This is a genomic window from Alsobacter sp. KACC 23698 (assembly GCF_045348435.1).
Classification (GTDB): Bacteria; Pseudomonadota; Alphaproteobacteria; order Rhizobiales; family Beijerinckiaceae; genus Alsobacter.
This window is the reverse complement of record NZ_CP157484.1, coordinates 965,509-991,477: the sequence shown is the minus strand read 5'-3', so window position 1 is coordinate 991,477 and position 25,969 is coordinate 965,509. Positions and strand designations below refer to the sequence as shown.

General features: G+C 70.5%; 23 protein-coding genes. 3 read left to right on the top strand and 20 right to left on the bottom strand.

Annotation, left to right across the window (positions count from 1 at the left end; all coding sequences use genetic code 11):
- Nucleotides 1-7: 7 nt before the first annotated feature.
- The 4 genes from iolE to ABEG18_RS04515 all read right to left on the bottom strand — a co-directional run bounded on the left by iolE (nucleotide 8) and on the right by ABEG18_RS04515 (nucleotide 5,590).
- Nucleotides 8-907: a myo-inosose-2 dehydratase gene (gene iolE / locus ABEG18_RS04530; RefSeq protein ID WP_406856906.1), complete on the bottom strand. Its 900-nt coding sequence runs from the start codon at nucleotides 905-907 to the stop codon at nucleotides 8-10.
- Nucleotides 908-931: 24 nt separating this feature from the next.
- Nucleotides 932-2,782 (bottom strand): 3D-(3,5/4)-trihydroxycyclohexane-1,2-dione acylhydrolase (decyclizing), encoded by a 1,851-nt coding sequence (iolD, locus tag ABEG18_RS04525; protein ID WP_406856905.1) that lies wholly within the window; start codon nucleotides 2,780-2,782, stop codon nucleotides 932-934.
- A 67-nt stretch (nucleotides 2,783-2,849) separates the two neighbouring features.
- On the bottom strand, nucleotides 2,850-4,757 hold the full coding sequence (gene iolC, locus ABEG18_RS04520; protein WP_406856904.1) for a 5-dehydro-2-deoxygluconokinase: 1,908 nt from the start codon (nucleotides 4,755-4,757) through the stop codon (nucleotides 2,850-2,852).
- Between the two features lie 8 nt (nucleotides 4,758-4,765).
- Nucleotides 4,766-5,590, bottom strand: coding sequence for an SDR family oxidoreductase (locus ABEG18_RS04515; RefSeq protein ID WP_406856903.1), 825 nt, complete (start codon nucleotides 5,588-5,590; stop codon nucleotides 4,766-4,768).
- A gap of 173 nt (nucleotides 5,591-5,763) precedes the next feature.
- On the opposite strand from ABEG18_RS04515, the gene iolG reads away from it, so the two are divergent.
- Complete coding sequence (gene iolG / locus ABEG18_RS04510) at nucleotides 5,764-6,753, top strand: inositol 2-dehydrogenase (RefSeq protein WP_406856902.1); 990 nt, start codon at nucleotides 5,764-5,766, stop codon at nucleotides 6,751-6,753.
- A gap of 6 nt (nucleotides 6,754-6,759) precedes the next feature.
- Here the strand turns inward: iolG and uraD are convergent, their stop codons facing one another.
- The 13 genes from uraD to ABEG18_RS04445 all read right to left on the bottom strand — a co-directional run bounded on the left by uraD (nucleotide 6,760) and on the right by ABEG18_RS04445 (nucleotide 19,423).
- Nucleotides 6,760-7,266: a 2-oxo-4-hydroxy-4-carboxy-5-ureidoimidazoline decarboxylase gene (gene uraD, locus ABEG18_RS04505; protein WP_406856901.1), complete on the bottom strand. Its 507-nt coding sequence runs from the start codon at nucleotides 7,264-7,266 to the stop codon at nucleotides 6,760-6,762.
- Between the two features lie 10 nt (nucleotides 7,267-7,276).
- Nucleotides 7,277-8,458, bottom strand: coding sequence for a urate hydroxylase PuuD (locus ABEG18_RS04500; RefSeq protein WP_406856900.1), 1,182 nt, complete (start codon nucleotides 8,456-8,458; stop codon nucleotides 7,277-7,279).
- Between the two features lie 24 nt (nucleotides 8,459-8,482).
- Nucleotides 8,483-8,962: a nucleoside deaminase gene (locus tag ABEG18_RS04495; protein WP_406856899.1), complete on the bottom strand. Its 480-nt coding sequence runs from the start codon at nucleotides 8,960-8,962 to the stop codon at nucleotides 8,483-8,485.
- 20 nt (nucleotides 8,963-8,982) lie between these two features.
- Nucleotides 8,983-9,453: a nucleoside deaminase gene (locus ABEG18_RS04490; protein ID WP_406856898.1), complete on the bottom strand. Its 471-nt coding sequence runs from the start codon at nucleotides 9,451-9,453 to the stop codon at nucleotides 8,983-8,985.
- Nucleotides 9,454-9,464: 11 nt separating this feature from the next.
- Nucleotides 9,465-10,457 (bottom strand): xanthine dehydrogenase accessory protein XdhC, encoded by a 993-nt coding sequence (xdhC, locus tag ABEG18_RS04485; protein WP_406856897.1) that lies wholly within the window; start codon nucleotides 10,455-10,457, stop codon nucleotides 9,465-9,467.
- 66 nt (nucleotides 10,458-10,523) lie between these two features.
- Nucleotides 10,524-12,842: a xanthine dehydrogenase molybdopterin binding subunit gene (xdhB, locus tag ABEG18_RS04480; RefSeq protein ID WP_406856896.1), complete on the bottom strand. Its 2,319-nt coding sequence runs from the start codon at nucleotides 12,840-12,842 to the stop codon at nucleotides 10,524-10,526.
- A complete protein-coding gene (xdhA, locus tag ABEG18_RS04475; protein ID WP_406856895.1) occupies nucleotides 12,839-14,353 on the bottom strand; it encodes a xanthine dehydrogenase small subunit in 1,515 nt (504 codons plus the stop codon). Before xdhA ends, xdhB begins: the two co-directional genes overlap by 4 nt.
- Before the next feature lie 2 nt (nucleotides 14,354-14,355).
- Complete coding sequence (gene uraH / locus ABEG18_RS04470) at nucleotides 14,356-14,697, bottom strand: hydroxyisourate hydrolase (protein ID WP_406856894.1); 342 nt, start codon at nucleotides 14,695-14,697, stop codon at nucleotides 14,356-14,358.
- Between the two features lie 91 nt (nucleotides 14,698-14,788).
- On the bottom strand, nucleotides 14,789-15,799 hold the full coding sequence (locus tag ABEG18_RS04465; protein ID WP_406856893.1) for an Ldh family oxidoreductase: 1,011 nt from the start codon (nucleotides 15,797-15,799) through the stop codon (nucleotides 14,789-14,791).
- A 25-nt stretch (nucleotides 15,800-15,824) separates the two neighbouring features.
- Nucleotides 15,825-16,769: a hydroxyacid dehydrogenase gene (locus ABEG18_RS04460; protein WP_406856892.1), complete on the bottom strand. Its 945-nt coding sequence runs from the start codon at nucleotides 16,767-16,769 to the stop codon at nucleotides 15,825-15,827.
- A gap of 9 nt (nucleotides 16,770-16,778) precedes the next feature.
- Nucleotides 16,779-17,855 (bottom strand): YeiH family protein, encoded by a 1,077-nt coding sequence (locus ABEG18_RS04455; protein ID WP_406856891.1) that lies wholly within the window; start codon nucleotides 17,853-17,855, stop codon nucleotides 16,779-16,781.
- A gap of 58 nt (nucleotides 17,856-17,913) precedes the next feature.
- Nucleotides 17,914-19,119, bottom strand: coding sequence for a UxaA family hydrolase (locus tag ABEG18_RS04450; protein ID WP_406856890.1), 1,206 nt, complete (start codon nucleotides 19,117-19,119; stop codon nucleotides 17,914-17,916).
- Nucleotides 19,120-19,135: 16 nt separating this feature from the next.
- A complete protein-coding gene (locus ABEG18_RS04445; protein WP_406856889.1) occupies nucleotides 19,136-19,423 on the bottom strand; it encodes a UxaA family hydrolase in 288 nt (95 codons plus the stop codon).
- Nucleotides 19,424-19,622: 199 nt separating this feature from the next.
- Between ABEG18_RS04445 and ABEG18_RS04440 the strand changes: the two genes are divergently transcribed.
- Together ABEG18_RS04440 and ABEG18_RS04435 are read left to right on the top strand one after the other, a co-directional pair.
- A complete protein-coding gene (locus tag ABEG18_RS04440; protein ID WP_406858530.1) occupies nucleotides 19,623-20,363 on the top strand; it encodes a GntR family transcriptional regulator in 741 nt (246 codons plus the stop codon).
- Nucleotides 20,364-20,403: 40 nt separating this feature from the next.
- On the top strand, nucleotides 20,404-21,405 hold the full coding sequence (locus tag ABEG18_RS04435; protein ID WP_406856888.1) for a tripartite tricarboxylate transporter substrate-binding protein: 1,002 nt from the start codon (nucleotides 20,404-20,406) through the stop codon (nucleotides 21,403-21,405).
- On the opposite strand, the gene ABEG18_RS04430 is transcribed toward ABEG18_RS04435, so the two are convergent.
- The 3 genes from ABEG18_RS04430 to ABEG18_RS04420 are packed head-to-tail and all read right to left on the bottom strand — an operon-like array spanning nucleotide 21,392 to nucleotide 25,961.
- Complete coding sequence (locus ABEG18_RS04430; RefSeq protein ID WP_406856887.1) at nucleotides 21,392-23,518, bottom strand: alpha-xylosidase; 2,127 nt, start codon at nucleotides 23,516-23,518, stop codon at nucleotides 21,392-21,394. The genes ABEG18_RS04435 and ABEG18_RS04430 overlap by 14 nt on opposite strands.
- Nucleotides 23,515-24,924, bottom strand: coding sequence for an L-fucose/L-arabinose isomerase family protein (locus ABEG18_RS04425; RefSeq protein WP_406856886.1), 1,410 nt, complete (start codon nucleotides 24,922-24,924; stop codon nucleotides 23,515-23,517). Before ABEG18_RS04425 ends, ABEG18_RS04430 begins: the two co-directional genes overlap by 4 nt.
- Nucleotides 24,921-25,961, bottom strand: a complete 1,041-nt coding sequence (locus ABEG18_RS04420) for a tagatose 1,6-diphosphate aldolase (RefSeq protein ID WP_406856885.1) — start codon at nucleotides 25,959-25,961, stop codon at nucleotides 24,921-24,923. The genes ABEG18_RS04425 and ABEG18_RS04420 overlap by 4 nt, the downstream gene beginning before the upstream one ends.
- Between the last annotated feature and the right edge of the window lie 8 nt (nucleotides 25,962-25,969).

Below are 25,969 nucleotides of genomic sequence, written 5' to 3'. Positions count from 1 at the left end.
GCGAAGCCTAGCTCAGGCCGGCCTCGGCGAGGGCGGCCCTGAGATGGGCGACGCCCCGCTTGGCGTATTCGAGCGGATTGGCCTTCTCGGGATCCTGCTCGGCTTCGACGACCACCCAGCCGGAATAGCCGAGAAGTTCGCGGAAGACCGACACATAGTCGACCATGCCGTCGCCCGGGACCGTGTAGACGCCGAGCTCGGCCCCCTCTCCGAGGACGGCGTCGAGGAAGCTCCAACCCTGCGCGCGCGCTTTCTCCATCACGGGGCGGCGCACGTCCTTGGCGTGAACATGGCTGATGCGGCTCCTATAGCGGCGGGCGAGGGCCGCCGGGTCGGCGCCGCCCCATGTGGCGTGGCCGGTGTCGAGCAGGAGGTGCACGGAGGGACCGGTGGCCGTCATGAGGGCGTCGATATCGGCTTCGCTCTCCACGATGGTGCCCATGTGGTGATGGTAGACCACGCGCACGCCCTCGGCGAGCGTGCGGTCCGCGACCTCCGTCAGACGCCGGCCGAACTTGGCCCAGGCTCCCGCCGCCATCACGGGGCGGGCCGACAAGGGCTTGGACCGGTCGCCATGGATGGCGTTCGACGTCTCGGCGAAGACGAGCACGGTCGAGCCCATCGCCTTCAGCAGGTCGAGATGGGGACGCAGGCTGCGCATCTCGGCGTCAGCGTCGCGGGTCAGGAGTTCGGCCGAATACCAGCCCGAGACGCAGGCCATGCCGAAGGGCGCCAGCGCAGCCTTGAGGGCTTCCGGCTCGCGCGGGAACTTATGGCCGAGCTCCATGCCTTCGAAGCCGGCCTCCTTGGCTTCGCGGAGGCAGGTCTCGAGGGGCGTCTTGCCGCCGATGTGCTGCAGGTCGTCGTTGGACCAGCCGATGGGGTTCGCGCCGAGGCGGATGGGCATGGGAATCTCCGGTCTGGTCTGTCGTCAATCGCCGATGCGCTGGTCGCGCAGGGCCTCTTCGTAACGGGCGCGCGCGTCGCGGACTTCGGCCCGGTCCGAGACTTCCGGAACGGCTACGTCCCACCAATGGCCGCCGGCATCCGTGGACGCGAGCGGGTCGGTATCGATCACGATGGCGCTCACGCCCGAGCGGCCGCGGGCGCGGCGGAGCGCCTCCTCCAGCGAGGAGAGGCCGTCGACCTTCTCGGCCGCGGCGCCAAGCGAGGCCGCGTGCGCGACGAAGTCGATGGCGGGCAGGCGCTCATGGCGGGCGTCCGCCAGGAGATTGTTGAAGGAGGCGCCACCCGTCGCGCGCTGCAGCCGATTGATGCAGCCGAAACCCCGGTTGTCGAGAATCACGATGGTGAAGCTGACGCCCAGCATCACGGCCGAGGCGATCTCGGAGTTCATCATCAGGTAGGAGCCGTCGCCGACCATCACGGTCACGCGCCGGTCGGGCAGCGCCATGGCGACGCCGAGGCCGCCGGCGATCTCATAGCCCATGCAGGAGTAGCCATATTCCATGTGATAGCCGCCCGGCGCGCCCGCGCGCCACAGCTTATGCAGTTCGCCAGGGAGGCCGCCGGCGGCGCAGACCACGACGTCGGAGCGCTCCGAGGTGCGCTGCACCGCGCCGATCACCTGGGCGTCGCTCGGCAGATCCGCGTTGGAGGCCTGCGTGTAGCGGGCCGCCGTCGGCGCCCACGCCGCCTTCTCGGCGGCGATGCGCTCGCGCCAGGCCGGAGGCGATCCGGCGCGGCCCAGCGCGACGTCGAGGTCGTCAAGCCCCGCCTGGGCGTCCGCCACGAGCGGCTGGGCGCGGTGCTTGCCGGCGTCGAAGGGCTGGGCGTTCAGCCCGATGATGCGCCGCGCCGGGTTCCGGAACAGGGACCACGAGCCGGTGGTGAAATCCTGCAGCCGGGTTCCGACCGCCAGGATCACGTCGGCCTCCTCGGCCAGCGCGTTGGCCGCGCCCGTGCCGGTGACGCCCACGGCGCCGAGATTGAGCGCGTGATCGTCCGGCAGCGAGCTCTTGCCGGCCTGCGTCTCGACCACCGGATAGCCGCGCGCCTCGCAGAAGGCCCGCAGGCGCTCCTCCGCCTCGCTGTAGAGCACGCCGCCTCCCGCGATGACCAACGGCTTTTCGGCCTTGGCCAGCAAGGCGGCGGCCGACCTCAGCTCGCTTGCGTCGGGTCGGCTGCGGCGGCTGGTCCAGACGCGCTCCTCGAACAGGCTGGCCGGATAGTCATAGGCCTCGGTCTGCACGTCCTGGCAGAGCGCCAGGGTGACGGGGCCGCACTCGGCCGGATCCGTGAGCACCGCCATGGCGCGCTCGAAGGCCGGGATCAGCTGCTCGGGCCGCGTCAGGCGGTCGAAGTAGCGGGACACAGGGCGTAAGCAGTCATTGGCGCTGACGGTGGCGTCAGAGAAGGATTCGATCTGCTGCAGCACGGGGTCGGGACGGCGCGAGGCGAAGACGTCGCCGGGCAGAAGGAGCACCGGCAGGCGGTTGACATGGGCGACGGCGGCGGCCGTCACCATGTTGGTCGCCCCCGGCCCGATCGACGTGGCGCACGCCATCATGCGGCGGCGGCGCGAGGCCTTGGCGAAGGCGACCGCGGCGTGCGCCATCGCCTGTTCGTTGTGCGCCCGGAAGGTCGGCAGGCTGTCCCGCGCGCCATAGAGCGCCTCGCCGAGGCCCGCGACGTTGCCGTGGCCGAAAATGGCCCAGACCCCGGCGAAGACGGACGTTGTCGCGCCGTCGATCTCCACCGTCTGGGCGGCCATCGCGCGCACGAGCGCCTGCGCCATGGTGAGCCGGATGGTCGCGGTCATGGACGCCTCCTTCGGCGTGTCAGGGATGTCGTCCGACGATCAGGATCGCCGACGCGGCGCGGCGCCGTCACGGGGCCGCGCTCCGCCACGCCTGCACGAGCCGGCCGAAATTGCCCGCCATGGCGGCGACAGCCGCCTCGTCGTCGAGAGCGCCCGCGAGCCAGCCCCTCGCCGGCTCGGCGAAGATGGTGCGTCCCACCGCAAAGCCCTTGACGCGCGGACAGGATGCGGCGAGCCGGAACGAGCGGGTCAGCTCGGCTTCGGGCGCGTCGAGCCCGAGCAGCACGATCCCCCGGCAGAGCGGGTCGTTCGCGTCGATGACGCCCGAGATGGCCGCCCAGGCCTGGGCGTCGGGCTGGGACTCCAGCTTCCACCAGTCGGGCCTGACCCCGATCTCGTACAGGCGGCGCATGACGGCCGCGGTGCAGCCGCTGTCGAGCGCGCCATGCTTCGACGCGATGATCTCCACCAGCAGCTCGCGGCCGACGCTGCGGCAGGCGTCGAAGACGCGGCGCAGCTCGCGCTCCTGGCGGCGCTTCATGTCGCCGGGGTCGTCCGGGTGATAGAAGCACAGCACCTTGGCGGTGTGCGTGACGGGCCATTCGGCCAGGTGGGCGCCCAGGGACGCCATGCCTTCGACTTCGAGGTCGAGCGGGCGCGAGCCCGGCTTCTCCACCGGCCGACCGATCCAGAAACCGTGATCGGCGGCGCGAAACAGCGCCTCGCGGCCATAGCCGCCGTCCAGCAGCATGCCGAAACCGGCCTCGCCGCGCGCGACCTGGGCGGCGGCCCGGACGGCCAGGACCTTGAAGTCGCTGATCCGCTCGCGCGGGGCGCCTGCCTTGTCGGCCATCTCCTCCAGCTGGGCCCGATGATCGATCGCCAGCGCCATCAGGGCGTCAGGCTGCGGACGGCGCGTCGTCGACCAGTGGATGTCGTTGAGGACGCCGTCCTTGCGCAGCGCCCGCTCCGGCGAGCCATGGGCGAGGAAATGCTGCAGCTCGCGCCAGGTGGGATACTCGGGAGCGCACATCAGGCGCGACACCGCGAAAGCCCCGCAGGCGTTCGCCCAGGCGCAGCAGGTCGCGATCGGCTCGTCCATCAGCCAGCCGCGCAGGAAGCCCGCCATGAAGCCGTCTCCGGCGCCCAGCACGTTGTAGACCTCAACCGGGAAGCCGGGGCCCTTCTCGCCATCCTCGATGTCGTCCGGGATGGCCCCGGCGAACACCACGCAGCCCATGGGGCCGCGCTTGCACACGATGACGGCGGACGAAAGCGCCCGCACCGCCCGGATCGCGGCGAGGGTATCGGTGGTCCCGCCGGCGATGTGCAGCTCCTCCTCGGTGCCGACGATCAGGTCGCACTCGGGCAGGACATCCTGGAGCATGCGGGTGACCTGGTCGGAGCCGATATAGCGCTCCTCGCCCGCGCCGTGGCCGGCCAGGCCCCAGAGGTTGGGCCGGTAGTCGATGTCAAACGCCACCCGGCGACCATGGCGACGGGCCAGCCGCATGGCCTTGCGTTGGGCCGCATTGGCGTTGGCCCGGGAAAAGTGCGTGCCGGTGACGACCACGGCCCTGGCCGACGCCACATAGGCCTCGTCGATGTCGCTCTCGTCGAGGGCGCCGTCGGCGCAGTCCGTGCGGTAGAAGATCAGCGGGAAGCTCTTCTCGTCGCGCACGCCCAGCACGACGAGCGCGGTCAGCCGGTCCGGATCGGTGCGCACGCCGGCGGTGTCGACGCCCTCGCGCTGGAGCTGCTCGCGGATGAAGCGGCCCATATGCTCGTCGCCCACACGGGTGATCAGGCCGGGCTTGAGGCCGAGCCGCGCGACCCCGACCGCCATATTGGTGGGGCTGCCGCCGACGGCCTTCACGAAATTCGCCATGTCCTCGAGGCGGCCGCCGATCTGCTGGCCGTAGAGATCGACGGACGACCGGCCGATGGTGATGACGTCGAGGGTCGGCTCGCTCATGGCGGCTCTCATGCCGGCCGCGAGGGCTGCGGGGCCGATTCCCAGCACCCGAGCACGGATTGGTCGAGGTCGATATTGGCGCCCGTCATCAGGCCGGACTCGGCGGAGGCCAGGAAAGCCGTCGCGCTCGCCACCTCGGCCGGATCGACGAGGCGTCCGAAAGGCTGCCCGGCGGCGGCCTTTTCGAGCCAGCCGTCCTGCGCGCCATGGTGGCGGCGCATCACCGCGTCTTCGCCGGGCGTCGACATCCAGCCGATGTTCAGGCCGTTCACGCGGATGCGCCAGGGCATCAGCGAGAAGGCGGCGTTCTTGGTCAGCGTCGCGAGCGCGCCCTTGGACACGCTGTAGGCGCAGATGAAGGGCTGACCGCCATGGGCGGACATCGACTGGATGTTGACGACCGCGCCCGCGATCCCGTCGCGCCGCATCAGCCTGGCGGCGTCCTGGATCAGGAAGAACGGCGCCTTGAGGTTCACCGCCATGAGCCGGTCGTAGAGCTCCGGGCTCGTATCGAAGATGGTGCCCCTGTCGGTGTCCCCCGCCGCGTTGACGAGGACGTCGACGCGCCCGAAGGCCTCGTCGGCCGCCGGCGCGATGCGGGCCGTCTGGGCGTGGTCGGCGAGATCGGCCTCCACGAACACGGTGCGCGATCCGGATTCGGTCAGGCTTCTGGCGACGCGCTCGCCACGCTCACGATTGCGCCCGGTGATGACGAGGCCTGCTGCGCCCTCGGCGGCGAAGCGGCGCGCGATCGCCTCCCCAAGCCCCTGGGTGGCCCCCGTGACGATGGCGATCTTGCCGGAAAGGCGCTGCGCCCGAGACGATTCGGTCATGGTCCTCCCCCTCGAACCCGGCATGGCGCCGGCGCGTTTCGGTCCGGCGACCTGGGCGGGATGAAACAAAAATTCGAATGGCGCGTCAATTCGGAATATGTATTCTGGCGCGCGATCCACGGCCGCCCGCGCGTCGGATCGCCTGAATACGCTTAGGATATGAGGAGCTCCAGATGCTGCGCGTAGGTCTGCTCGGCGCCGGCCGGATCGGCCGCATTCACGGCGGCAATGTCGCCGCCCACCCCAAGGCGCAGCTTGTCGCGGTCGCCGACGCCTCGCTGGAGGCGAGCCAGACGGTGGCCGCCGAGACCGGCGCGACGGTAGGGACGATCGATGGAATCCTGCAGGACGGCGGCATCGACGCGGTGCTGATCTGCACGCCCACCGACATGCATGCGGACCTGATCGAGAAGGCCTGCCAGGCCGGGAAGGCCGTGTTCTGCGAGAAGCCCGTCGACCTCGACGCGCAGCGCATCCGCGCCTGCCTCAAGGTCGTGGAGGACTGCGGCGGCCAGCTGATGATCGGCTTCAACCGGCGCTTCGACCCCAACTTTGCGGCGCTGCGCCGGCGGCTGTGGGACGGCGAGGCCGGCGAGGTCGAGATCGTGTCGGTGATTTCGCGCGACCCCGCTCCGCCGCCGGTGGACTATGTGAAGCGATCGGGCGGGCTGTTCCGGGACATGATGATCCACGACCTCGACATGGCGCGATTCCTTCTGGGCGAGGAGCCGGTGGAGGTCTACGCGGTCGGCTCGGCGCTGGTGGACCCCGCCATCGGGGCGGCCGGGGACGTCGACACCGCGGCGGTGCTGCTCAAGACCGCGAGCGGGCGCATCGCCCAGATCTCCAACTCCCGCCGGGCGACCTATGGCTACGACCAGCGGGTCGAGGTGCATGGCTCCAAGGGCATGATCCGCGCCGGCAACGTCCATGAGAGCACCGTGGAGGTCGCCACCGCCTCAGGCTTCCAGGCCGATCCGGTCCAGAACTTCTTCCTGCAGCGCTACGCCGAGGCCTACCGGCTGGAGCTCGACGCCTTCGTGACGTCCGTAACGGAGAAGTCACCCTTCTCGCCGTCCGGGGAGGATGGCCTGAAGGCCCAGATCCTGGCGGACGCGGCGACCGAATCGGTCAGGACCGGAGCGCCCGTCAGGGTCGGCTGAGCGGCGTTACGGGGCGACCTGCTCGACCAGCCGGAAGCGCACGATGCGCAGCACCTGCGCGAGGGCGGTCAGCCGCTCCTCCGCGACGGTTCCGCCCACCCGGTTCTCGAAAGCCTCGAGGATCTGGGTCTTGCCCGCCCCTTTCACGGCCAGGATGAAGGGGATCTCGAACCGCGCCCGATAGGCTTGGTTGAGCGCCGTGAACCGGGCGAACTCCTCTTCGCTCAGGCCGCCCAGCCCCGCGCCGGATTGCTCGCGGGCCGACTCGCGCGTCAGCCGCCCGGCGACGGCGGCCCGCCCGGCAAGGTCGGGATGGGCCCGGAGCAAGGCCGTCTTCTCGTCCTCGCCGGCCTGCAGGATCGCCGCCTGGAACGCCGCGACCATGGCGTCGACCGAGGCGTAGGGCCGCGCCGCTTCGGCGCGCTCGGCGACCCAGGCCGTATGCTCGGCGACGCCGCCGAAGGCCGCCACGAAGTCGCCCGTGCTCAGCGCGTTCACGTCCGTGAGGGTCATGGCGTGGCTTTCAGCGCTGGGCGAGCCAGGCGCCGAGGGCGGCCCGCTCGGCGTCGGTCATATGGGTCTCGTTGCCCAGCGGCATCGCCCGGCCCTGCACGGCCTGCGCGACCACCTGGGCGGAATGCCGGCGTATGGCGTCCGGCGAGTTCAGCACGACGCCCTTGGGCGGCTCGCCGCCGCGGAAGGCCTCGTGCGTGGGCCTGGGCGCGTGGCACATCACGCAGTGCGTCTGCGTGATCCTGAGCGCGTCCGCATCCGTCACCCCTTCCGTGTGCGCGGCGCCCCGGGGCGCGGTCCACACGATCGCGGCGACGAGCGCCGCCGCGGCCGCCGGAATCGCCCAGGCCACCTTGGACGGGGCCTCGCCCGCATCCACCCGGTTGAGGAAGTGCCGCACCATGCCGCCCGCCAGCACGATGAAGGCGGCCACGAGCCAGGACTGCGGATGCGCATACAGGAAGGCGTAGTGGTTGGAGACCATGAACAGCAGGACGGGCAGCGTCAGGTAGTTGTTGTGCAGCGAGCGCTGCTTGCCGATCTTGCCGTATTTGGGATCCGGCGTCCGGCCGGCCAGAAGGTCGGCCGTGATGATCTTCTGGTTGGGGATGATCACCTGGAAGACGTTGGCGGCCATGATGGTCCCGACCATCGCGCCGATGTGGATGAAGGCGCCGCGCCCGGAAAACACGTTGGTGAAAACGAAGGACGCGACGACGATCAGCGCGAAGACGGCCAGCGCCAGCAGCTCGGTCCGGTCGCCGATCGGGGAGCGGCACAGGGCGTCATAGGCGAACCAGCCCGCCGCGAGCGTCATGACGGAGATGATGACCGCCTCTGCCCCTGAGATGTCCAGGACAGCCGGGTCCACCATGAAGGCGCTGGCGTTCCAGTAGTACTGGATCACCAGCAGGCCGAAACCGGACAGGAAGGTGAGATAGGCCTCCCACTTGAACCAGTGCAGGTCCGGCGGCAGGGTCGCGGGCGCGACCATGTATTTCTCGACATGGTAGAAGCCGCCGCCATGCACCATCCAGGACGTGCCCAGCACGCCCTCGCTCATGGTCTCGCGCCGGCGCAGGCTGAAGTCGAGCCAGATGAAATGGAAGCTCGCGCCGATCCACGCGATGCCGACGATCAGGTGAAACCACCTGAAACCGAGATTGATCCAGTCGACTGCGAAACCGCCCATGTCCTCGCCCCCCGGCGTCCCGCCTCAGTACTGGACCTTGTCCGGCTTGGCCAGCCAGGCCGCAAAGGCCGCAGCGGCTTCGGGCGTAGGGCGGTGCTCCATGACGATGGCCCGCTCGGCCGGCGCCTTCGGCATCTCGTCATAGATGAACGCGTCGTCGAACCCGATCGCGGCGGCGTCGTCCCGCGTGTTGGCGTAGACGATGCGCGCGATGCGCGCCCAGTAGGCCGAGGCCAGGCACATCGGGCAGGGCTCGCAGCTGGTGTAGAGGGTGGCGCCCGCCAGGCTGAAATCGCCCACGGCCGTGCAGGCCCGGCGGATGGCCGAGACCTCGGCGTGGGCGGTGGGGTCGTTGCTCGAGGTGACCTCGTTCCAGCCTTCCGCCAGCACGTGTCCGTCGCGCACGATCACGGCCCCGAACGGTCCGCCCAGGTTCGCCTCCATGCGCTCGCGCGAGAGCGCGACGGCGCGGCCAAGATGGGCGAGGTCTTCGGGGCTCGGCATCGTTTCTCCAGTCTTTGCGTTCAGCGGGCCTTGGCGAGCCATTCGTCGAAGGCCGCGCTGGCCTCCGGCATGGGCACATGGATGCAGGGGATGGCCCGCTCGGCTTCCGGCTTGAGATATTCCTCGTAGATGATCTCAGTCTGGGCGCCGATGCGCGACGCTTCCTGGCGGGTGGTGGCGTAGACGCATCGCGAGACGCCGGCAAGATACATGGCGCCCAGGCACATCGGGCAAGGCTCGCCCGAGGCGTAGAGGGTCGATCCGGTCAGGTCCCCATGGCCCAGCACCTTGCAGGCGCGCCGGATCGCCATCAGCTCGGCGTGCGCGGTCGGGTCCTTGGAGGCGAAGATCGAGTTCCAGCCTTCCGCGACCGGCTTGCCTTTCATCACCAGGATCGCGCCGAAGGGGCGTCCCTCGCCCGAGCGCATATGGTCGTAGGATATGTCGACGGCCCGCTTCAGAAAGCCGTGGTCGGACGAGTCGATGGTCATGCAGGGTCCCCTCAATGACGCCGCGTGCGGCCTGCGCCCGCGACCTTCAGCCAATCCGCCCCGCCATGAGCGATTCGCAGGGCTGCGTCACGCCATTGCAGGAGTTGCGCCGCCGTCATGGCCGCGATGACGGCCGGCTCCTTCCCGGAGACGCCCGGCGCCCCGATGGGGCAGACCAGCCGCGCCAGGGCCGCGTCCGACAGTCCCGCCTCGCGCATGCGCTTCAAGAATCGGGCGCGCTTGGTCGCCGATCCGATCAGGCCCACCGGTCCGAGCTCGGTCCTCTTCAGCGCCGCGGTCGTCACCGCAAGATCGAGCGGGTGAGAATGAGTCATGACCATGACGAAAGCCCCCGGCGGCGCGGATCCGACCACCTCCACGGGGTTGTCGGCGACCCGAACCGTCGCGTTGGCGGGGATGTGCGCCGGAAATTCGCCGGCGCGCGAATCGACCCAGGTGAGGCGGAACGGCAGCGGAGCGAGCGCGATCGCCAGGGCGCGCCCGACATGGCCCGCGCCAAAGAGCAGGACCGGCGCGCCGTCGTCGCCGAAGCGTTCCACGACCCCCTCGGCGGGAGCACGGTCCGCGGACGAGAGCACGCGACGGACGACGCGGCCGTCTTCTCCCGGACACGCGGCGACGTCGAACCGTCCCGCCGCCTCCAGGGCCGCGAAGCGGGCCAGCATGTCGCGGTCGCGCGCGTCGAAGGTCTCCACCCAGGTCGTGACCCGCCCGCCGCAGCATTGCCCGAGGTCCGGGCCGAGCGGCCAGTCGCGCGCCTGCGCGGGGCCTCGGCCGGCGGCGAGCGCGGCGCGGGCCTCGCCGATGAGGCTCCACTCCAGCTGGCCGCCGCCGACCGTGCCCCAGAAGCCGCCGTCCGGCCGCAGCACCAGGCGCGCCCCGGCCTCGCGCGGCGCCGACCCGGCCACCGCGACGACGCTCGCCAGGGCGGCGAGGCCCTGGGCGTCGACGGTTTCAAGGAGGCGGATCCAGACGAGGTTCACCTGAACTCCTGGATGAAGCGCTTCAAGGATCGATTCAATCCGGCCCGGCCCGCCTGCGACATCGATTCATCCGGCCGTCGAAAGCGCCTGAACCGCCTTGAGGATCGCCTCGGGCGTGGCCGGCGCATCCAGCGGCACCGGCCGGCCCGGGGAAAGCCCGTGCAGCGCGTCGGCCAGCGCGGCGAACACCGAAATGGCGAGCATCAGCGGCGGCTCACCCACCGCCTTGGAGCGGTAGATCGTCTCCTCCCGGTTCTCGCCCGGGAAGAGCGCGACGCGGAAGTCCGCCGGCACGTCGGACGCCACCGGGATCTTGTAGGTGGACGGCGCATGGGTGCGCAGGCGGCCATGCGGGTCGTAGACGAGCTCCTCCGTGGTCAGCCACCCCATGCCCTGGACGAAGCCTCCCTCGATCTGGCCGATGTCCAGCGCGGGGTTCAGGGAGCGCCCGACATCGTGGAGGATGTCGACGCGCGTCACGCGGTTCTCGCCGGTGAGCGTGTCGAGCACGACCTCCGAGCAGGCCGCCCCGTAGGCGAAGTAGAAGAACGGCCGGCCGGTCCCGTTCGGCCGGTCCCAGTGCAGCTTGGGCGTCTTGTAATGCCCCGCCGCGGAGAGGTGGATGCGGGCCGCATGGGCCCGCTTGGCCAGTTCGGCGAAGGAGACGCTCTGGTTGCCGGCGAACACGCAGTCGTCCCGGAACGCCACGTGCGACGCCTCGACGCCGAAATGCTCGGCCGCGAACGCCGCCAGCCTGTCGCGGATCTGCCGGGCCGCGATCATCGCCGCCATGCCGTTGAGGTCGGATCCGGAGGACGCCGCCGTGGGCGAGGTGTTGGGCACCTTGTCGGTCGTCGTGGCCGTGATCCGCAAGCGGTCAAGACCGACGCCGAACTCCTCGGCGGCGACCTGGGCGACCTTCTGGTAGAGCCCCTGCCCCATCTCGGTCCCGCCGTGGTTCAGGTGCACGGACCCGTCCGAATACACATGGACGAGTGCGCCGGCCTGGTTGAGCTGGGACAGCGTGAAGGAGATCCCGAACTTCACCGGCGTCAGCGCAATGCCGCGCTTGAGGATGGGGGACGTGGCGTTGAAGGCCTCGATCTCGGCCCGCCGGGCGCGGTAGTCGCTGGTCCGCTCGAGCTCGTCGAGGATCGCGGACCCGACGTCGTGGTCCTCCACGGTCATCCCGTAGGGCGTGAGGTCGCGCTCGGGTCCGTAGAGATTGGCCTTGCGGACATCGAGCGGGTCGCGGTTCAGCCGCCACGCGATGGCGTCGACGATGCGCTCCATGGCCAGCATGCCCTGCGGGCCGCCAAAGCCGCGGAAAGCGGTGTTGGACACCGTGTTGGTCTTCAGGCGCCGGCTCGCGATGACCAGTTCGGGAAGGAAATAGGAGCCGTCGGCGTGGAACATCGTCCGGTCGACCACGCCCTGGCTCAGATCGGCCGAGCAGCCGCAGCGGGCCAGGAAGGCCATCTCGACGCCCTGGATGCGCCCGTCGTCGTCGAAGCCGGCCGCCCAGTCGACCCGGAAGTCGTGGCGCTTGCCGGTCATGGCCATGTCGTCGTCGCGGTCCAGCCGGATCTTGCAGGGGCGTCCGGTGACGGTGGCGGCCAGCGCGGCGAGCGCGGCCCACTGGGTGGCCTGGCTCTCCTTGCCGCCGAAGGCGCCGCCCATGCGCCGGACCTCGGCGGTCACCAGGGCGTCGGGCAATCCGAGCACGCGAGCGCAGACATGCTGAACTTCGGTCGGATGCTGGGTGGAGGAGTGCACGTGGACGGACCCGTCCTCGCCCGGAATGGCGAGCGCAGCCTGGCCCTCCAGATAGAAATGCTCCTGGCCGCCGATGCGAAAAACGTCCGCGACTCGGTGCGGGGCGCGCTGGATCGCGGCCGACGCGTCGCCGCGCCGGAAGGCGTAGTCGGGCAGGACGGTCTCGTTGCGCTTGTGCGCATCCTCGACGGTGACGGTCGGCTTCTCCTGCACGATCGTCATCGCGCCCAGGCGCGCGGCGCGGCGCGCGACGTCGCGGCTCTCGGCCACGACGGCGAAGACGGGCTGGCCATGGAACAGGACCTGGCCCTCGGCCAGCAGGGGCTCGTCCGCGAAGGCCGGGGCGATGTCGTTCTTGCCCGGCACGTCCTCGGCGGTGAGCACCGCGACGACGCCGTGGATGGCGCGCACCCGCTCCAGGTCGACGGCGATCAGCTTGCCCCGCGCATAAGGCGATCCGCCCACGGCGATATGCAGCACGCCGGCCGGTTCGGGCATGTCGTCGATGTAGAGCGCGGCCCCCTGCACGTGCTTGACCGCGCTGTCATGCGGCAGAGACTGCCTGACATGGCGCAGGGGCTGCTTGTCGCTGTCCAGGACGGCGCTCATGGGGCGAACTCCGGCTGGGCCACGGGCCCTGACGTCTCCTGTGGGGGCACAGTACGGTGGCCGATGATGCGCGTCGCCGAGGTGGGGGCGCCGGCGATCTCGGCGAGCGCCTTGACGACGAGGTTCTTGGCCACCTGCAGGCGGTAGGCCGCCGAGGCGCGGTGGTCGTCCACGGGCGTGAAGTCCCGCGCCAGGGCTTCGGCCGCCACGGCCCAGACGGAACCCTCGCCGATCTGCGAGTCCAGCAAGGCGTGCTCGACCGCGTTGGCCCGCTTCGGGGTCGCCGCCATGCCGCCGAAGGCGATGCGGGCCCCGACGATGCGGCCGTCCTGGATGGTGAGGCGCATGGCCATCATGACGGCCGAGATGTCCTCGTCGAAGCGCTTCGTGACCTTGAAGATGCGCACGTGGTCGGCCGGGCCCGGCTTGGGCACCAGGATGCTGCGCAGATATTCGGCGTGCCGCTTGTCCTGCCGGCGATAGGCGACGAAGAAGTTCTCCAGCGCCAGGGTCCTGCGATTGGGACCCTGCCGGAGCTCCAGGATCGCCCCCATCACGATCAGCGCCGGCGCGAGGTCGCCGATGGGCGACCCGTTGGCGATGTTGCCGCCGACCGTGCCCGAGGCCCGCACCTGCTGCGCGCCGAAGCGGCGCATGAGTTCGCCGAGGTCCGGATCGATGGCGGCCAGCGACGGGAGCGCGCGCGCATGGCTCACCATCGCGCCCAGGCCGAGCACCTCGGGAGTGTCGTGGATCTCGTCCAGGCCGCGCACCCGGCCGAGCCAGATGAACTTCCGCAGCGGCGCCAGCGCCTTCGTGAGCCACAGGCCGACATCGGTGCCGCCGGCCAGCAGCGTGGCTTCGGGATGCTCGGACAGCAGCGACGCGAGCGCGTCCTCGCTGGCGGGCGCTGCGAAGAAGGAGCGATCGTCGCCGACGAAGAGATCCTCCTCGCTCGCCAGATCGGCGAGCGCCTGGACGGTCGCCTGCCGACGCTGGGAGAACACGTCGTCGGCCTCCTGGCCGCAGGCCTCGAGCGCCGCGTCGATGATTGGCCGATAGCCCGTGCAGCGGCACAGATTGCCGGCCAGCGCGTCGCAGACGCCCTCGCGCGTCACCGGCCGCGCGCCCTCGTGATAGAGCGAGAACAGGCTCATCACGATGCCCGGCGTGCAATACCCGCACTGGGAGCCGTGATGGGCCACCATGGAGGCCTGGACGGGATGCAGCTCGCCGCGCTGCGCCAGGTCCTCGACGGTGATGAGCTCCGCTCCGTCGATCTGGCCCAGCAGCAGGATGCACGCATTGACGGGCTCGTAGACGAGCCGCCCCTCGCGCACGCGCCCGAGCACCACCGTGCAGGCCCCGCAGTCGCCCTCGGCGCAGCCCTCCTTGGTGCCGACGGACCGGTTCTGCTCGCGCAGCCAGTCCAGCAGCGTCGTCCTGGACGAGAAGCCTCCGACCTCCACGACACGGCTACGGCGAAGGAATCGGATCGTGCTTCTCGCCATGCTCAGCTTCCCCGATAGGTGGAGTACGCGTAGGGCGAGACGAGAAGAGGGATGTGGTAATGCGCGTTCTCGGCCGCCCCGAAGCGCACCGGGACCTGGTCGAGGAAGGGCGGCTCGGACGTCGCCGCCCCCGTGCGGCGGAAATAATCGCCGACATGGAAGACGATCTCGTAGGGGCCGGGCTGGGCGGCGTCGGCCACCAGGAGCGGCTGGTCGACCCGCCCGTCCTGGTTGGTGAGCACGTCGGCGATGACGACGCCGTCGCTCAGGCGGGTCAGGACGATGCGAAGGCCTGCGGCCGGACGGCCAAGCGCGGTATCCAGAACATGAGTGCTCAGCTTCATGCCGGCATGATGTCGCAACTTGCGCGACTGCAGAAGCGCCAAGTTGCGGCCCGGGCCCCGGTCGGCCCGGGAGGCCGCAAAAGGATGTGGGTTACGGGGAGGAGTTCTCCGGAAGGCCGTAATTCGCGGCGATTTCCGGGCTGATCAGCACGCCGCTGCGCTGGGCCTGCGCCCTCAGCGCAAGGCGACGCGCGCCGCTCAGCCGCGCGCCCTCCTGGCCCTCGATGGCGGCCGCCAAGGTCGTCATGCGCTCGGCGAAAGCCTCGGCGCCGGCGAAAGCCGCGGGGTCGATGGCCAGGAGAAGCTGCCCGGTGCGGGGCGGACCGCCCTTGTCGTCGAGGAACGACGAGGCCTCCGTGGCGAATCGCGCGCCCACGAGCGCGGCCGCCAGCACCTCGACCATGAAGGCCAGCGCCGCGCCTTTGGCGTCGCCCATGGCGATCATCGTCCCGGCGAGCGCGGCGGAAGCGTCGGTCGTGGGGCGGCCGTCCGAATCCAGTGCCCACCCTTCGGGAATCGCCTCGCCCCGCTGCTTGGCCGCCACGATCGGACCGCGGGCGACCTTCGACAGCGCCAGGTCCACGACCGCCGGCGGGCGCCCCGCCAACGGCGCGGCGAAGGCGATGGGGTTGGTGCCGAACACCGCCTTGCGGCCGCCCCAGGGGGCGATCGCCTCGGGCGTGTTGGCGAACAGCAGGGCGACGAGCCCCTCCCCGGCCAGCCTCTCCACATGGAGGCCGGCCGCGCCGCAATGATTCGAGTTGCGGATCGGGGCGGCCGCGACGCCCTGCCCGCGCGCGATGGCCGGCAATTCGGCGATGGCGAGGTCGATCGCCGGGTAGGCGAAGCCGTCGCGCGCGTCGACGGCCAGGACGCCGGGGCGCGGCCGCGTGGCGACGGGCCTTGCCCGCCCGTCGATCTTGCCGGCTGTGAGCATGGCCAGATAGGTGGGAATGCGCGACAGCCCGTGGCCCTTGAGGCCGTCCGCTTCGGCGCCCACCAGGGCGCGCGCGACCGACCGAGCGGCCTCGGGCGACGCGCCCCCGGCTTCGAACAGGCCGGCGACCCAGGTTTCGGCGCGATCGAGGGGCAGTCGGGTCATGGGCGAAGCATCCTCGTCAGAGCCGTCATGCGCCGGCGCGGTCCAGTTCGTGCAGCACGTTGGCGGCGGTGAGGCTGGAGACGCGGCCATTGGCCTCTTCGGTCAGGCCGGCGATGTGCGGCGTCAGGATGAGATTGGGGCAGCCGGCGAAGACGGCGGCCTTCTCGGCCGGGAGCGGCTCGGCGTCGAAGACGTCCAGCGCAGCCCCGCCGATCCGGCCCGCCCTGAGGGCCTCGGCCAGGGCCGGCTCGTCCACCACGCCGCCCCGGGCGGCGTTGATGAGGATCGCGCCTCGCGCCATGCGGGCGATGGCGGCGGCGTCGAGCAGGGACCGCGTCTGGTCCGTCAGCGGGACGTGCAGGCTCACGACGTCGCTGGCGGCGAGCAAGGCGTCGAGACTTTCGGGCCGGGCGCCGAGTTCGCCCCAGATGGGGGCGTCGGTCGGCACGAAGGGGTCGTGGGCGACGATGCTCATCCCGAGCGCGCCGGCGCGGCGCGCCGTCTCGCGGGCGATGGAGCCGAAGCCGATCAGGCCAAGGCGCTTGCCGCTGATCTCACGGCCGTTCATCAGCGCATTGCGCGGCCAGAGGCCGGCGACGACGTCGGGCGTCGCCCGGTAGGCTCCGCGCAGCAGGAGCATGGCGCTGGCGATCACGTATTCGGCCACCGAGACGTCGTTGGCCCCCGTGGCGGGGCGGACGACGACGCCGCGCGCCGCGCAGGCGTCAATGTCGATATTGTCGAGGCCCACGCCCAGCCGTCCGACCACGACGAGACGCTGCGCGGCCGCCAGAAGCTCGCCGCGCACCTGCGTCCGGTTCCGGACGACCAGGGCGCGACAGTCCCGTGCCGCCGCCAGCAGGTCCGCCGGGCGGTCGACCAGCCCCGGGTCGTAGAGCGTGTCGCGCCGCGCCGCGAGGTCCGCGACGGCCGCCTCGTCCATGAACTCGGTGATGACGATGTCCGCCACGGGGACCTCCTATCGATGCAGGACGAGGAGGCCGGCGATCACCGTTCCCAGGATCACGGCCGTGGTTCCGCACACCACCGCCACGTGGCGCCAGCCGACGCGCAGGATGGCGGTGACGGAGGTACCGAGCCCGAGCGCCGCGATGGCGACGAGGAGGCCCCAGCCGGAGATCTGGCCCACGGCCGCCCGCAGCCCGGCGGGTACGACGCCGGTCGAATTGAGCAGCGCCAGCCCCAGGAACACCAGCGCGAACACGGGCACGGGAACGCGCGCGTTCTCGGCGTGGCCGCCCCGGTCGGAGAACCACCAACCGATGCCGACGACCACCGGCAAGAGCAGGAACACGCGGAACAGCTTGACGATGAGGGCGGACGCGCCCGCCGTCTCGGAGACAGAATAGCCCGCGCCGACCACCTGCGCGACGTCATGGATCGTCGCGCCGAGCAGGATTCCGGTCGTCCTATCGTCGAAGCCGAGCACGGGGCCCAGCGCCGGATAGGCCACCATGGCGAGGGTCGAGAGCGCGTTGACGGCCACCACGGTGAAGACCGTATCGGCGTCGCGGGTCTTGTAGTCCGGCAGGACCGTCGAGGTCGCGAGCGCGGCGGAGGCGCCGCACACCGCCGTCGCTCCGCCCGCCAGCGCCCCATAGGCGGCGTCGCGTCCAAGCAGCCGGGCGAAGGCCATGCCGCTCGCCACCGTCACGGCCATCGCGACCACCACGATCACGACAGTGCCCAGCCCCAGCGCGACGATGTCTCCCAGCGCGATGCGCAGGCCGAGCAGCGCGATGGCGAAGCGCAGCAGCTTCTTGACGCAGAACGCCATGCCCGGCTCGAAGGCCGGCCTGGCCGCCGCCCAGTGCAGGGCCATGCCGAACAGCAGCGCGAGCACGACGGCAGGCACGACGATGGCGCGCCCCGTCCAGTCATGGATCATGCGGCCGGTCAGGGGCTCGGCCATGCTGGCGGCGATCGCGACGACGGCCGACAGCGCGACGCCAGGCAGCAGGCGACGCGCCAGCCGCAAGGCTCCGGCGACCCGGATGGACCTCGTACTCGCGGCGGAAGAGGCCTGGTTCGCCATGGGGACTCGGGTTTGTCACAGGGGGGAGCCGGACGCGCAAGGCGCCCGGCCCGAGGCGTCAGGCGCTGCGGTAGAGCTTGGTCATGACGAACTCCCGATGGCCGAGAGCCTCGGCCGCGGTGAGACGCCCATTCGCGGTGCGCACGATCATCTCGATCAGCGCGTCGCCCGCCTGGGAGATCGTCATGTCGCGCCGCAGGATGCCGGAGACGTCGAGGTCGATGTGCTCGCCCATGGTCCGGATCGTGCGGGGATTGCCGGAGATCTTGATGACCGGCACGATCGGGTTGCCGATCACGTTGCCCTGGCCCGTGGGGAAGGTGTGCACCACATAGCCGCCCGCCGCCATCAGGGTCACGCATTCGGCCGCGGCCGAGGACGTATCCATGTAGTACAGGCCGGGGCCGCTGGCCGGCGTCTCCGCCGGCTCCAGGATGTCGATGTAGCGCGAGTTCCGGCCGATCTTCTCCAGGTTCCCCATCGCCTTTTCCTCGATGGTGGTGAGGCCGCCGGCGATGTTGCCCTTGGTGGGCTGGCTGTCGGAGAGGTCGTCGGTCTTGTGCGCCTCGATCACGTCGTCCTGGTAAGCCTTCCACATCTTGTACCAGCGCTCGCCCACCTCGGGAGTGGCCGCGCGCGCCTTGCACAGGTGCTCGGCGCCGGTGATCTCGGAGGTCTCGCCGAAGACGCCGTAGATCCCGCGCGGCAGCAGCTTGTCATACATGTTGCCCACGGTCGGGCAGGACGACAGGCCGGTGGTGGTGTCGGACTCGCCGCATTTGGTCGAGATCCACAGCTCGGAGACGTCGACCTCCTCGCGCTGCAGCTCGGTCGCCCACTGCACCATCTTCTTGGCCTCGTAGGAGGCTTTGGCGATGGTGGCGATGTCGCCGTAGCCCTCGATGCCGAACCCGACGACCGGCTTGCCGGTCTTCTTGATTCCCTCGACGACGCGGCTGGTCCAGCCGTCCTCGATGCCGATCACCACGACGGCGGCGACGTTGGGGTTCGATCCCGTCCCGATCAGTGTGCGGAAATGCAGGTCGAGATCCTGTCCGAACTGCAGGCGCCCGTAGGCGTGCGGGAGGGCCATCGTGCCCTTGATGTTGTTGGCCACGGCCTCGCAGGCCGCGTTGGACAGATCGTCCAGCGGCAGGATCACCACGTGGTTGCGCACGCCGACGCGGCCGTTCTCGCGGCGCCAGCCCATCACTTTCAAATTCGCGCCGGAGCCCCCGCCGGCCTCGCTCGTGCTCGTCGTCATGGCCATTGCGGGATCCTCACCAGCGCTTCGTTTTCACGTTGTGGACATGCAGATGCTCGCCCTTGCGGATGTCGGCCACGGCTCGCCCGATGTCCTCTCCGTACTTCACGATCGTCTCGCCCGACTTGATGTCGCGGAGCGCGACCTTGTGGCCGATCGGGATCGCGGAGTCCGCCTTGAGGCGGAAGGTGGTGTCGTTCTCGGTGATCAGGCACAGCATGTCGGTTCCGGCCTCGAGGCCTTCGACGACGACGACGCCGACCGTGTCCTTGGGTCCGTGGACGAGGCAATGGGGTATGCTCATCGCGCGCTTCTTCCTCCAGGCATGGCGTTTGGGCCAGGGCTCGCCAGCCCCGGCGCCGGGCTCCGGCGCGTTCGCCCGAAAGTCGCCCTTGCGTCTCGCCGTCCCGGAGCGCGGAATGAATCCTCATTCCTTGGCCCGAGCGGACGTTCCAGCGCCTTCCAGTCTTGTATAAGACTTACGAGAGGGTATCGTGTCAACGATGTCAGACGACGCCGCATCGATGCCGCCCGCCCGTGGCGCGTATCGGCCCCTCTACGCCCAGGTCCGGGATGCGCTGGTCAAGCGCCTCGTGGACGGCGTCTGGCTGCCCGCCCAGATGCTTCCGAGCGAGTTCGAGCTTGCGGGCGAACTGGGCGTCAGCCAGGGCACCGTCCGCAAGGCGCTGGACGCGCTCGCCGCCGAGAACCTCGTCGTCCGCCGCCAGGGGCGGGGCACCTTCGTGGCCGAGCATGACGAGGCTCGCATCCTGTTTCAGTTCTTCAAGCTGCTGCCCGACAGCGGCGAAGCGGCGTTCCCGGAGAGCAAGGTGGTCTCCGCCCGGCTGGCGGCGGCGACGGACGACGAGGCGCGCGTTCTGGGGCTTCAGACCGGCGCCGACGTGTACCGCATCGGACGTGTGCGGTCGCTGGGAGGCCGCCCCATCATCGCCGAACGCGTGACGCTGCCGGCGGCGCTGTTTCCGGGTCTCATCGAAGAAAGCGTGCCCAACAACCTCTACGGGCTTTACGCAAGCCGCTACGGCGTGACGGTGGCGCGCGCCCATGAGCGGCTGAAGGCCGTCGCGCTAAGCTCCGAATCCGCCCTGCTGCTGGAGGTGGGCGAATCCAGGCCGGCTTTGCTCATCGATCGCGTCGCCTTCGCGTTGAGCGGCGAGCCGGTCGAATGGCGCGTGAGTCATTGCCTGACGGACGATTTTCACTACAGTTCCGACCTGAAATAAAAAGAAGAATTCGGGACTTCTGCTCAAAGGGAGGACAAGAATGGCCGCCATCGTTCGCGGACGTCTCCGCCATGCCGTCGTCGCTCTCGCCGCCGGGTTCGGCATGGCCCTGCTCGCGCCCATGGGAGCGGGGGCCCAGGACTACCCGACGAAGCCGATCACCCTCGTGGTCCCATATGCGGCCGGAGGACCCTCCGACGTCATCGCCCGCTTGGTCGGGCAGAACATGTCGGCCACCCTGGGCCAGCAGATCATCATCGAGAACGTAGCGGGAGCGGGCGGCACCACCGGGGCCGAGCGGGTCGCAAAATCCGCGCCGGACGGCTACACGCTGCTGATCCACCACGTCGCGCTGGCGGCCGGCGCCTCCATGTACAAGCTGCGCTACGACACGACGGCGGCCTTCACGCCCATCGGGCTGATCAATTACGGGCCGTTCGTGCTCACCGCGCGGGCGGACTACCCGCCTGGCACGGCGGCGGAGATTCTGGCGAAGCTGAAGGCGGACGGATCCAAGGTGAACGTGGCCCATGCAGGCGTGGGCTCGGGCTCGCACCTGTGCGGCCTCATGCTCAACCAGGCGCTCGGGGTCAGCTTCACCTACATTCCGTATAAGGGGACCGGCCCGGCGATGAACGACCTGGTGGCCGGCCAGGTGGACGTGCTGTGCGACCAGACCACCAACGCGATCCCGCAGATCGAGGGGGGCAAGATCAAGGCCTATGCGGTCACCTCCGCCAAGCGGCTCGAGCAGCTGCCGAAGCTGCCCAGCCTCGCCGAAGCGGGCTTGCAGGGCTTTGAGGTCACCGTCTGGCACGGGCTCTACGCGCCGGCCCAGACGCCGGCGCCCATCGTGGCCAAGCTCAACGCCGCGCTCCAGAAGGCGCTGGCGGACGAGATCATCCTGAAGCGCTTCAGCGACCTTGGGACGCTGGCGTTCCCCGCCGACCAGCGCACGCCCGCCGCGCTTGACGCCTATCTTAAGGGAGAGGTGAAGAAGTGGGCGGACGTCATCCAGAAGGCCGGCTTCAAGGCGGAGTAGCGGCCCGCCACACCGCGTCCACCCTCGGCGCCCCGCCGGTCTCCGCCGTGCTGCGCACGGCCGGGCCGAGCGGGATGGCGGCGCCCTCCCGGGCGAAGACGGCGATCTCGTCCAGCCTCAGCGCGAGGCGCAGCACGCGGCCGCCGTCCAGCGCGGCGCCGCCCTCCGGAAACCGGGTCCATCGCCCGGCCGGCAGATAGACCTGCACGACGCCTCCCGGCCGCGGGCAAGCGGCGACCAGAAGGTCCGGGCCGCACATCCACTGCTCGTCGAAGCCCCATGCGGCCGGGTCCTGCGGGAAGGCCAGCGCCATGGCGCGCTGGACGGGCATGCCGCTGCGGGCAGCTTCCTGGGCCGTCTCCCACAGATAGGGCAGCAGCCGATAACGCAGGTCCAGCGCCTCCCTGACGGCCGCGTCGGCCTCCGGTCCGTAGCTCCACGGCTCCCGCGGGCCGATGCCGTGGAACCGGAGATGGGAGATGAAGATCGCCGCCTGGGTCCAGCGCACATAGAGTTCGGGATCGCGACGGTCCTTGTAGAAGCCGCCGATGTCGCTGGCGTGGAACGGGCCGCCGCTCAGGCCCCAGGACAGGCCCCCGCGGATCGAGGCGGCCATGCCCTCCCAGTCCGCCTGCGGGTCGCCGCCCCACTGGACTGGATAACGCTGCGATCCCGCCCAGCCGGCTCGGCCGAACAGGAAGGCGCCGGTCCGGCCATAACGTTCGGCCGCCTCGTAGACGCAGGCGTTGTAGAGAAGCGGATAGACGTTATGCAGCCGCGCGCCGTCGTCGCCGTTATGGGCGAGGCAATCCGGCTCGACCTGCTCGCCGAAGTCTGACTTGATCATGTCGACGCCCATCGCGAACAGCGTCTCGTGGGCGTCGCGCCACCAGGCGTAAGCGTCGGGATGGGTGAAATCGACGATGCCGGAGACGGGGAGCTGCGTCAGCACCTGCCCGAACGGCTCGGGATCGAAGACGTAGCGATAGGGTTCGCCGCTGCGGCGGTCGCGCAGCAGCCAGCCTTTTTCCGCGAAGTCGGCGAAGTGGGGACCGTCCACCGAGACCAGCGGGTACTCCCAGACGCAGACCTTGATGTCCAAGGCCTTCAGCTCGTCAAGCAGCCCCTTCGGGTCGGGATAGCGCTTCGGGTCGAACCCGAAATGGAACCGGCTGTCGGTGTCCTGCCAGGCGCGGCCGTCGAAGGTGATGACGTCGCATGGCATGCCGCGAGCCCTCACGGCGCGGGCCGCCTCCAGGATCTCGTCGCCGGTGCGGTAGTAGGCCTTGGAGAGGATCGCGCCGAACGACCAGTAGGGCGGCGTCGGGGCGCGGCCGGTCAGGTCCGTATAGGCGCGCAGGACGCCCGCCCCGTCCTCGGCGGCGAGCAGGAACAGGTCGAGGCGCGGCTCCTCGACGACGAGCCCATAGGCGCGCTGCGACCAGAGGGGGTGGCCCACCGCATGCGTCACGCTGGCGGGCGTATGGACGAACAGGCCCCAGGCGGACCGCCCCGGCGCGCCGGGAGACCACGCGAAGGGCGTGTTCTTGTAGGCGCGCTCGCTGTTGACGCCGAGCGCGTCGAACACCTCGGAGCGGACCCATTGGCCGCGTTTGTCGAGGCGGCCCCACTTCTCGCCCAATCCGTAGACGGGTTCCGCCGACTGGAGGTCGAGGGCGACGAACCAGCCGCGCTCCAGCCTGGCGAAGGGCGGGAGGCGATGCTCGCGGACGAAGTGCCCGTCCGCAGCGCTGCCCTGCACCGGCACGCCGCCGCGCTTCAGCCGGACGGCCAGCGGCGCGTCCGAGATCTCCAGCTCGAAATCCGCCCAGCGCAGCACCGTCGCGTCACCTTGCCGGGACAGTTCGGCGGGCTGCTCCTCAGGATCCGCGATGAGGATGGGGTAGCGCGGCAGGTCGGCGGGGCCGATGCGCAGGCGCACGCCGTCCTGCAGCGCCGTCACCAGAAGAGGCCCCTCCCCGGTGGGGATCCGGAACGCGCCGGCGCCGACGCGCTCGGCGGGGCCGGCGGCCTGCAGCGGCGGCACGCGGGACCAGAGCGGCTCCGCCGGGGCGGCCAGGGCGGAATGGTCGGTCGTCGCGGGATGGCTCATGGCGTGAGCTCCAGCACGGGAAGGCCCAATTCCGCGGCCATCGCCCTCAGCGCCGGGCGGCGCTCGCCATAGACGAGCGCGACATGATGCTCGAGCGCCTCGTCCATCATGGCCGACATGACGTCGCCGGCGGCGGCGTCGAAGCGCACGACCCCGGACGTGCCGGTGAAGCTCATCGGGGCGCGCAGGACCTGCGCGCCGGCCAGCACCAGCTTCGGCTCGTTCCGGGCCTGGCTGATCCGGGCCAGCGTGATGCGGCCGGGCTTGAGGGTGAACTCGGCCAGCAACGGCATGCGGCGGTTGGAATGGATCTGGGCGCGCGGCTGGACCTGCGGATCGGCCATCTGGAGGGGAGCGGAGCCGCAATGCCACAGCACGGCCGTGTCGTCCTGCGCGTCGATATCGACGATGTCGACCAGCCAGGACGGCTCTCCGGCGACGCCCTGCAGCATCAGGGCGGTGAGCGCGCCGTAGACGTCGGCCTCGCAAGCGCAGGGCACGCCTTCCCCGCTCAGCAGGCCGGACGGACCGCATGCCGCGCAACCATAGTCGGTGAACATCTCCGGCCAGCAACGCAGGGCGAGCCCTTGCAGGCCCTGTTCGCGCGCCATCCCGGACAGCGCGTCATAGACCCGCAGCGACCGGTCGAGCTGCGGCTGGTCCAGCTCGGCCAGCCCCGAGACGCCGCTGTCGAGACGGGCGCGATGGGCCGCGACCTCGCCTTCATCCGCCGCTTCAGCGCGGGCGAAAAGGACCGGCAGTTCAATGCGCTGCACCTCGACGCCGAGAAGCCGATTCAGCTCCGCCGGGTCGTACCGGCATGTGTCGAAGCCGGCCGGGTGCTCACCGACCAGGCCGACGCGCACGCCGCGAAGCCGTCCGAGCGCCTCCGCCGCGGCGGCCCGGTCCTCGTCGCTCGGCTCGCGGCGTGGAGCGGCGGGCGCGGTCCTGCCGGTCTCCGGTCCGGCCGCCAGCGCGGCCAGGCGCCGCGGGGCCGCAGGGTCCTCCGGGGCGGCGTAGAGCCACCCGGCCAGGAGGTCGGCGCGGCCCAAGGCGTGCAGTGCCAGGTTCATGCCGCAAAAGGCGTTGAGGCGCAGGCGTCCGCCGGCCCGCGGCTCAGGCAGCGCCCAGATCGCAAGCGGCGCGGAGACGGCGCGCGCGATCTCGACCGCCATCGTGGCGTCCGCAAAGGTGACCTGGAGGATGAGCACGAGATCGAGCGGCTGGTCCCGCAGCCGGGCCAGCGCGGCCCTCGTGGCCTCGGCGTCGAAGAGCAGAGCCCGGTCGCCCGCGAGGGTGAAGCTGGCGGCCTCCAGGGCGGCGAAGGCTCGCGCCGCCATCTCCTGCGCATAGGGCACGTCGAAGGTGGGGCGGGCGAGCGGCAGGATGCCGATGCGCAGCGTCATGGCCCGAAGCCCTGGTAGTCGCGCCGGAACGAGCCGTCGACATTGGCGACCCTGACCGTTCCGCCATACAGCGGATGGGCGAACCAGGGCTTGGCCTTGGCGTCCGTCATGGCGTTCAGCTCGCGCATGTAGGACAGGCTGTCGAGCCGCAGGCCGGCGCGGATCTCATCCCATTCGGGAAAGCGCCGGAAGGGCTGCGCCCAGATCGCCCGCCCGGCGAGATAGCCGGATGCGCCCGCCTTGTAGGCGCAGTTCAGGATGGCCTTGAACTCCTGCATCCCCGCGCCGGCCGAAAGCATGACCCAGGGGCGTCCCGCGGCCTGGCCGAGCGCGTTGAAATGTTCCTGCATGGAGGGGCCGCCGGAGGCGGCGGCCAGGCAGTCGCGGGCCGGGACGGGGCTCTCCAGCTTGAACAGGTCCACCCCGTAGCGGGGATGCGCGAAGCGGCGCACGCTGTCGAGCACGAGTTCGGCCTTCTTGTCGGCCATCTCGACATATTGGGTGGTCTGGTTCGCTTCGCCGGGGAGCGGATAGACCAGGAGTTCGAACACGAACGGAATGTCGTAACGGGCGCAGGCCTCGCCGACCCGGGCGACGAAATCCTCCTGCGCCCTGCACACGTCGGGCGCGGCGTCCCGACGATACCAGGCCAGCACCTTCACGGCGTCGCCGCCGCAGCGCTTGATCTTCTCGACCGACCAGTCGTCGATCTCGCCCGAGAGCCGCCCTCCGGGCGTGTCCTGGAAGATCGAGTCCTCCAGGGTCACGATCAGTCCCTTGGCGGGGGAGAGCAATGTCATGCCGCCCGGGAGCGCGAAATGTGGGTCGAGCAGCATGGCGCTGGATTCGCCCTGGAGCTCCTCCACGAGCATCAGCTTGAATGCCGCGACATCCTCATAGGGCGCGGCGTCGGTCCCGCGCGCCTCCCGGATGGGGTTCTTGATCGGCGGGCGCTGGTCCACTGCCGTCATCTTGAAGCGTCCTTGCGCGTCCGCCATGCGGCGGAGCCCCCACAGCTTGCCTGGCGACAGTTCCATCGCGGCTC

Bases quoted from the DNA above. Each gene is read 5' to 3' on its own strand.
- iolE (WP_406856906.1), bottom strand. From the start codon at position 907: ATGCCCATCCGCCTCGGCGCGAACCCCATCGGCTGGTCCAACGACGAC.
- iolD (WP_406856905.1), bottom strand. From the start codon at position 2,782: ATGACCGCGACCATCCGGCTCACCATGGCGCAGGCGCTCGTGCGCGCG.
- iolC (WP_406856904.1), bottom strand. From the start codon at position 4,757: ATGAGCGAGCCGACCCTCGACGTCATCACCATCGGCCGGTCGTCCGTC.
- ABEG18_RS04515 (WP_406856903.1), bottom strand. From the start codon at position 5,590: ATGACCGAATCGTCTCGGGCGCAGCGCCTTTCCGGCAAGATCGCCATC.
- iolG (WP_406856902.1), top strand. From the start codon at position 5,764: ATGCTGCGCGTAGGTCTGCTCGGCGCCGGCCGGATCGGCCGCATTCAC.
- uraD (WP_406856901.1), bottom strand. From the start codon at position 7,266: ATGACCCTCACGGACGTGAACGCGCTGAGCACGGGCGACTTCGTGGCG.
- ABEG18_RS04500 (WP_406856900.1), bottom strand. From the start codon at position 8,458: ATGGGCGGTTTCGCAGTCGACTGGATCAATCTCGGTTTCAGGTGGTTT.
- ABEG18_RS04495 (WP_406856899.1), bottom strand. From the start codon at position 8,962: ATGCCGAGCCCCGAAGACCTCGCCCATCTTGGCCGCGCCGTCGCGCTC.
- ABEG18_RS04490 (WP_406856898.1), bottom strand. From the start codon at position 9,453: ATGACCATCGACTCGTCCGACCACGGCTTTCTGAAGCGGGCCGTCGAC.
- xdhB (WP_406856896.1), bottom strand. From the start codon at position 12,842: ATGAGCGCCGTCCTGGACAGCGACAAGCAGCCCCTGCGCCATGTCAGG.
- xdhA (WP_406856895.1), bottom strand. From the start codon at position 14,353: ATGGCGAGAAGCACGATCCGATTCCTTCGCCGTAGCCGTGTCGTGGAG.
- uraH (WP_406856894.1), bottom strand. From the start codon at position 14,697: ATGAAGCTGAGCACTCATGTTCTGGATACCGCGCTTGGCCGTCCGGCC.
- ABEG18_RS04465 (WP_406856893.1), bottom strand. From the start codon at position 15,799: ATGACCCGACTGCCCCTCGATCGCGCCGAAACCTGGGTCGCCGGCCTG.
- ABEG18_RS04455 (WP_406856891.1), bottom strand. From the start codon at position 17,855: ATGGCGAACCAGGCCTCTTCCGCCGCGAGTACGAGGTCCATCCGGGTC.
- ABEG18_RS04450 (WP_406856890.1), bottom strand. From the start codon at position 19,119: ATGACGACGAGCACGAGCGAGGCCGGCGGGGGCTCCGGCGCGAATTTG.
- ABEG18_RS04445 (WP_406856889.1), bottom strand. From the start codon at position 19,423: ATGAGCATACCCCATTGCCTCGTCCACGGACCCAAGGACACGGTCGGC.
- ABEG18_RS04440 (WP_406858530.1), top strand. From the start codon at position 19,623: ATGTCAGACGACGCCGCATCGATGCCGCCCGCCCGTGGCGCGTATCGG.
- ABEG18_RS04435 (WP_406856888.1), top strand. From the start codon at position 20,404: ATGGCCGCCATCGTTCGCGGACGTCTCCGCCATGCCGTCGTCGCTCTC.
- ABEG18_RS04430 (WP_406856887.1), bottom strand. From the start codon at position 23,518: ATGAGCCATCCCGCGACGACCGACCATTCCGCCCTGGCCGCCCCGGCG.
- ABEG18_RS04425 (WP_406856886.1), bottom strand. From the start codon at position 24,924: ATGACGCTGCGCATCGGCATCCTGCCGCTCGCCCGCCCCACCTTCGAC.
- ABEG18_RS04420 (WP_406856885.1), bottom strand. From the start codon at position 25,961: ATGGAACTGTCGCCAGGCAAGCTGTGGGGGCTCCGCCGCATGGCGGAC.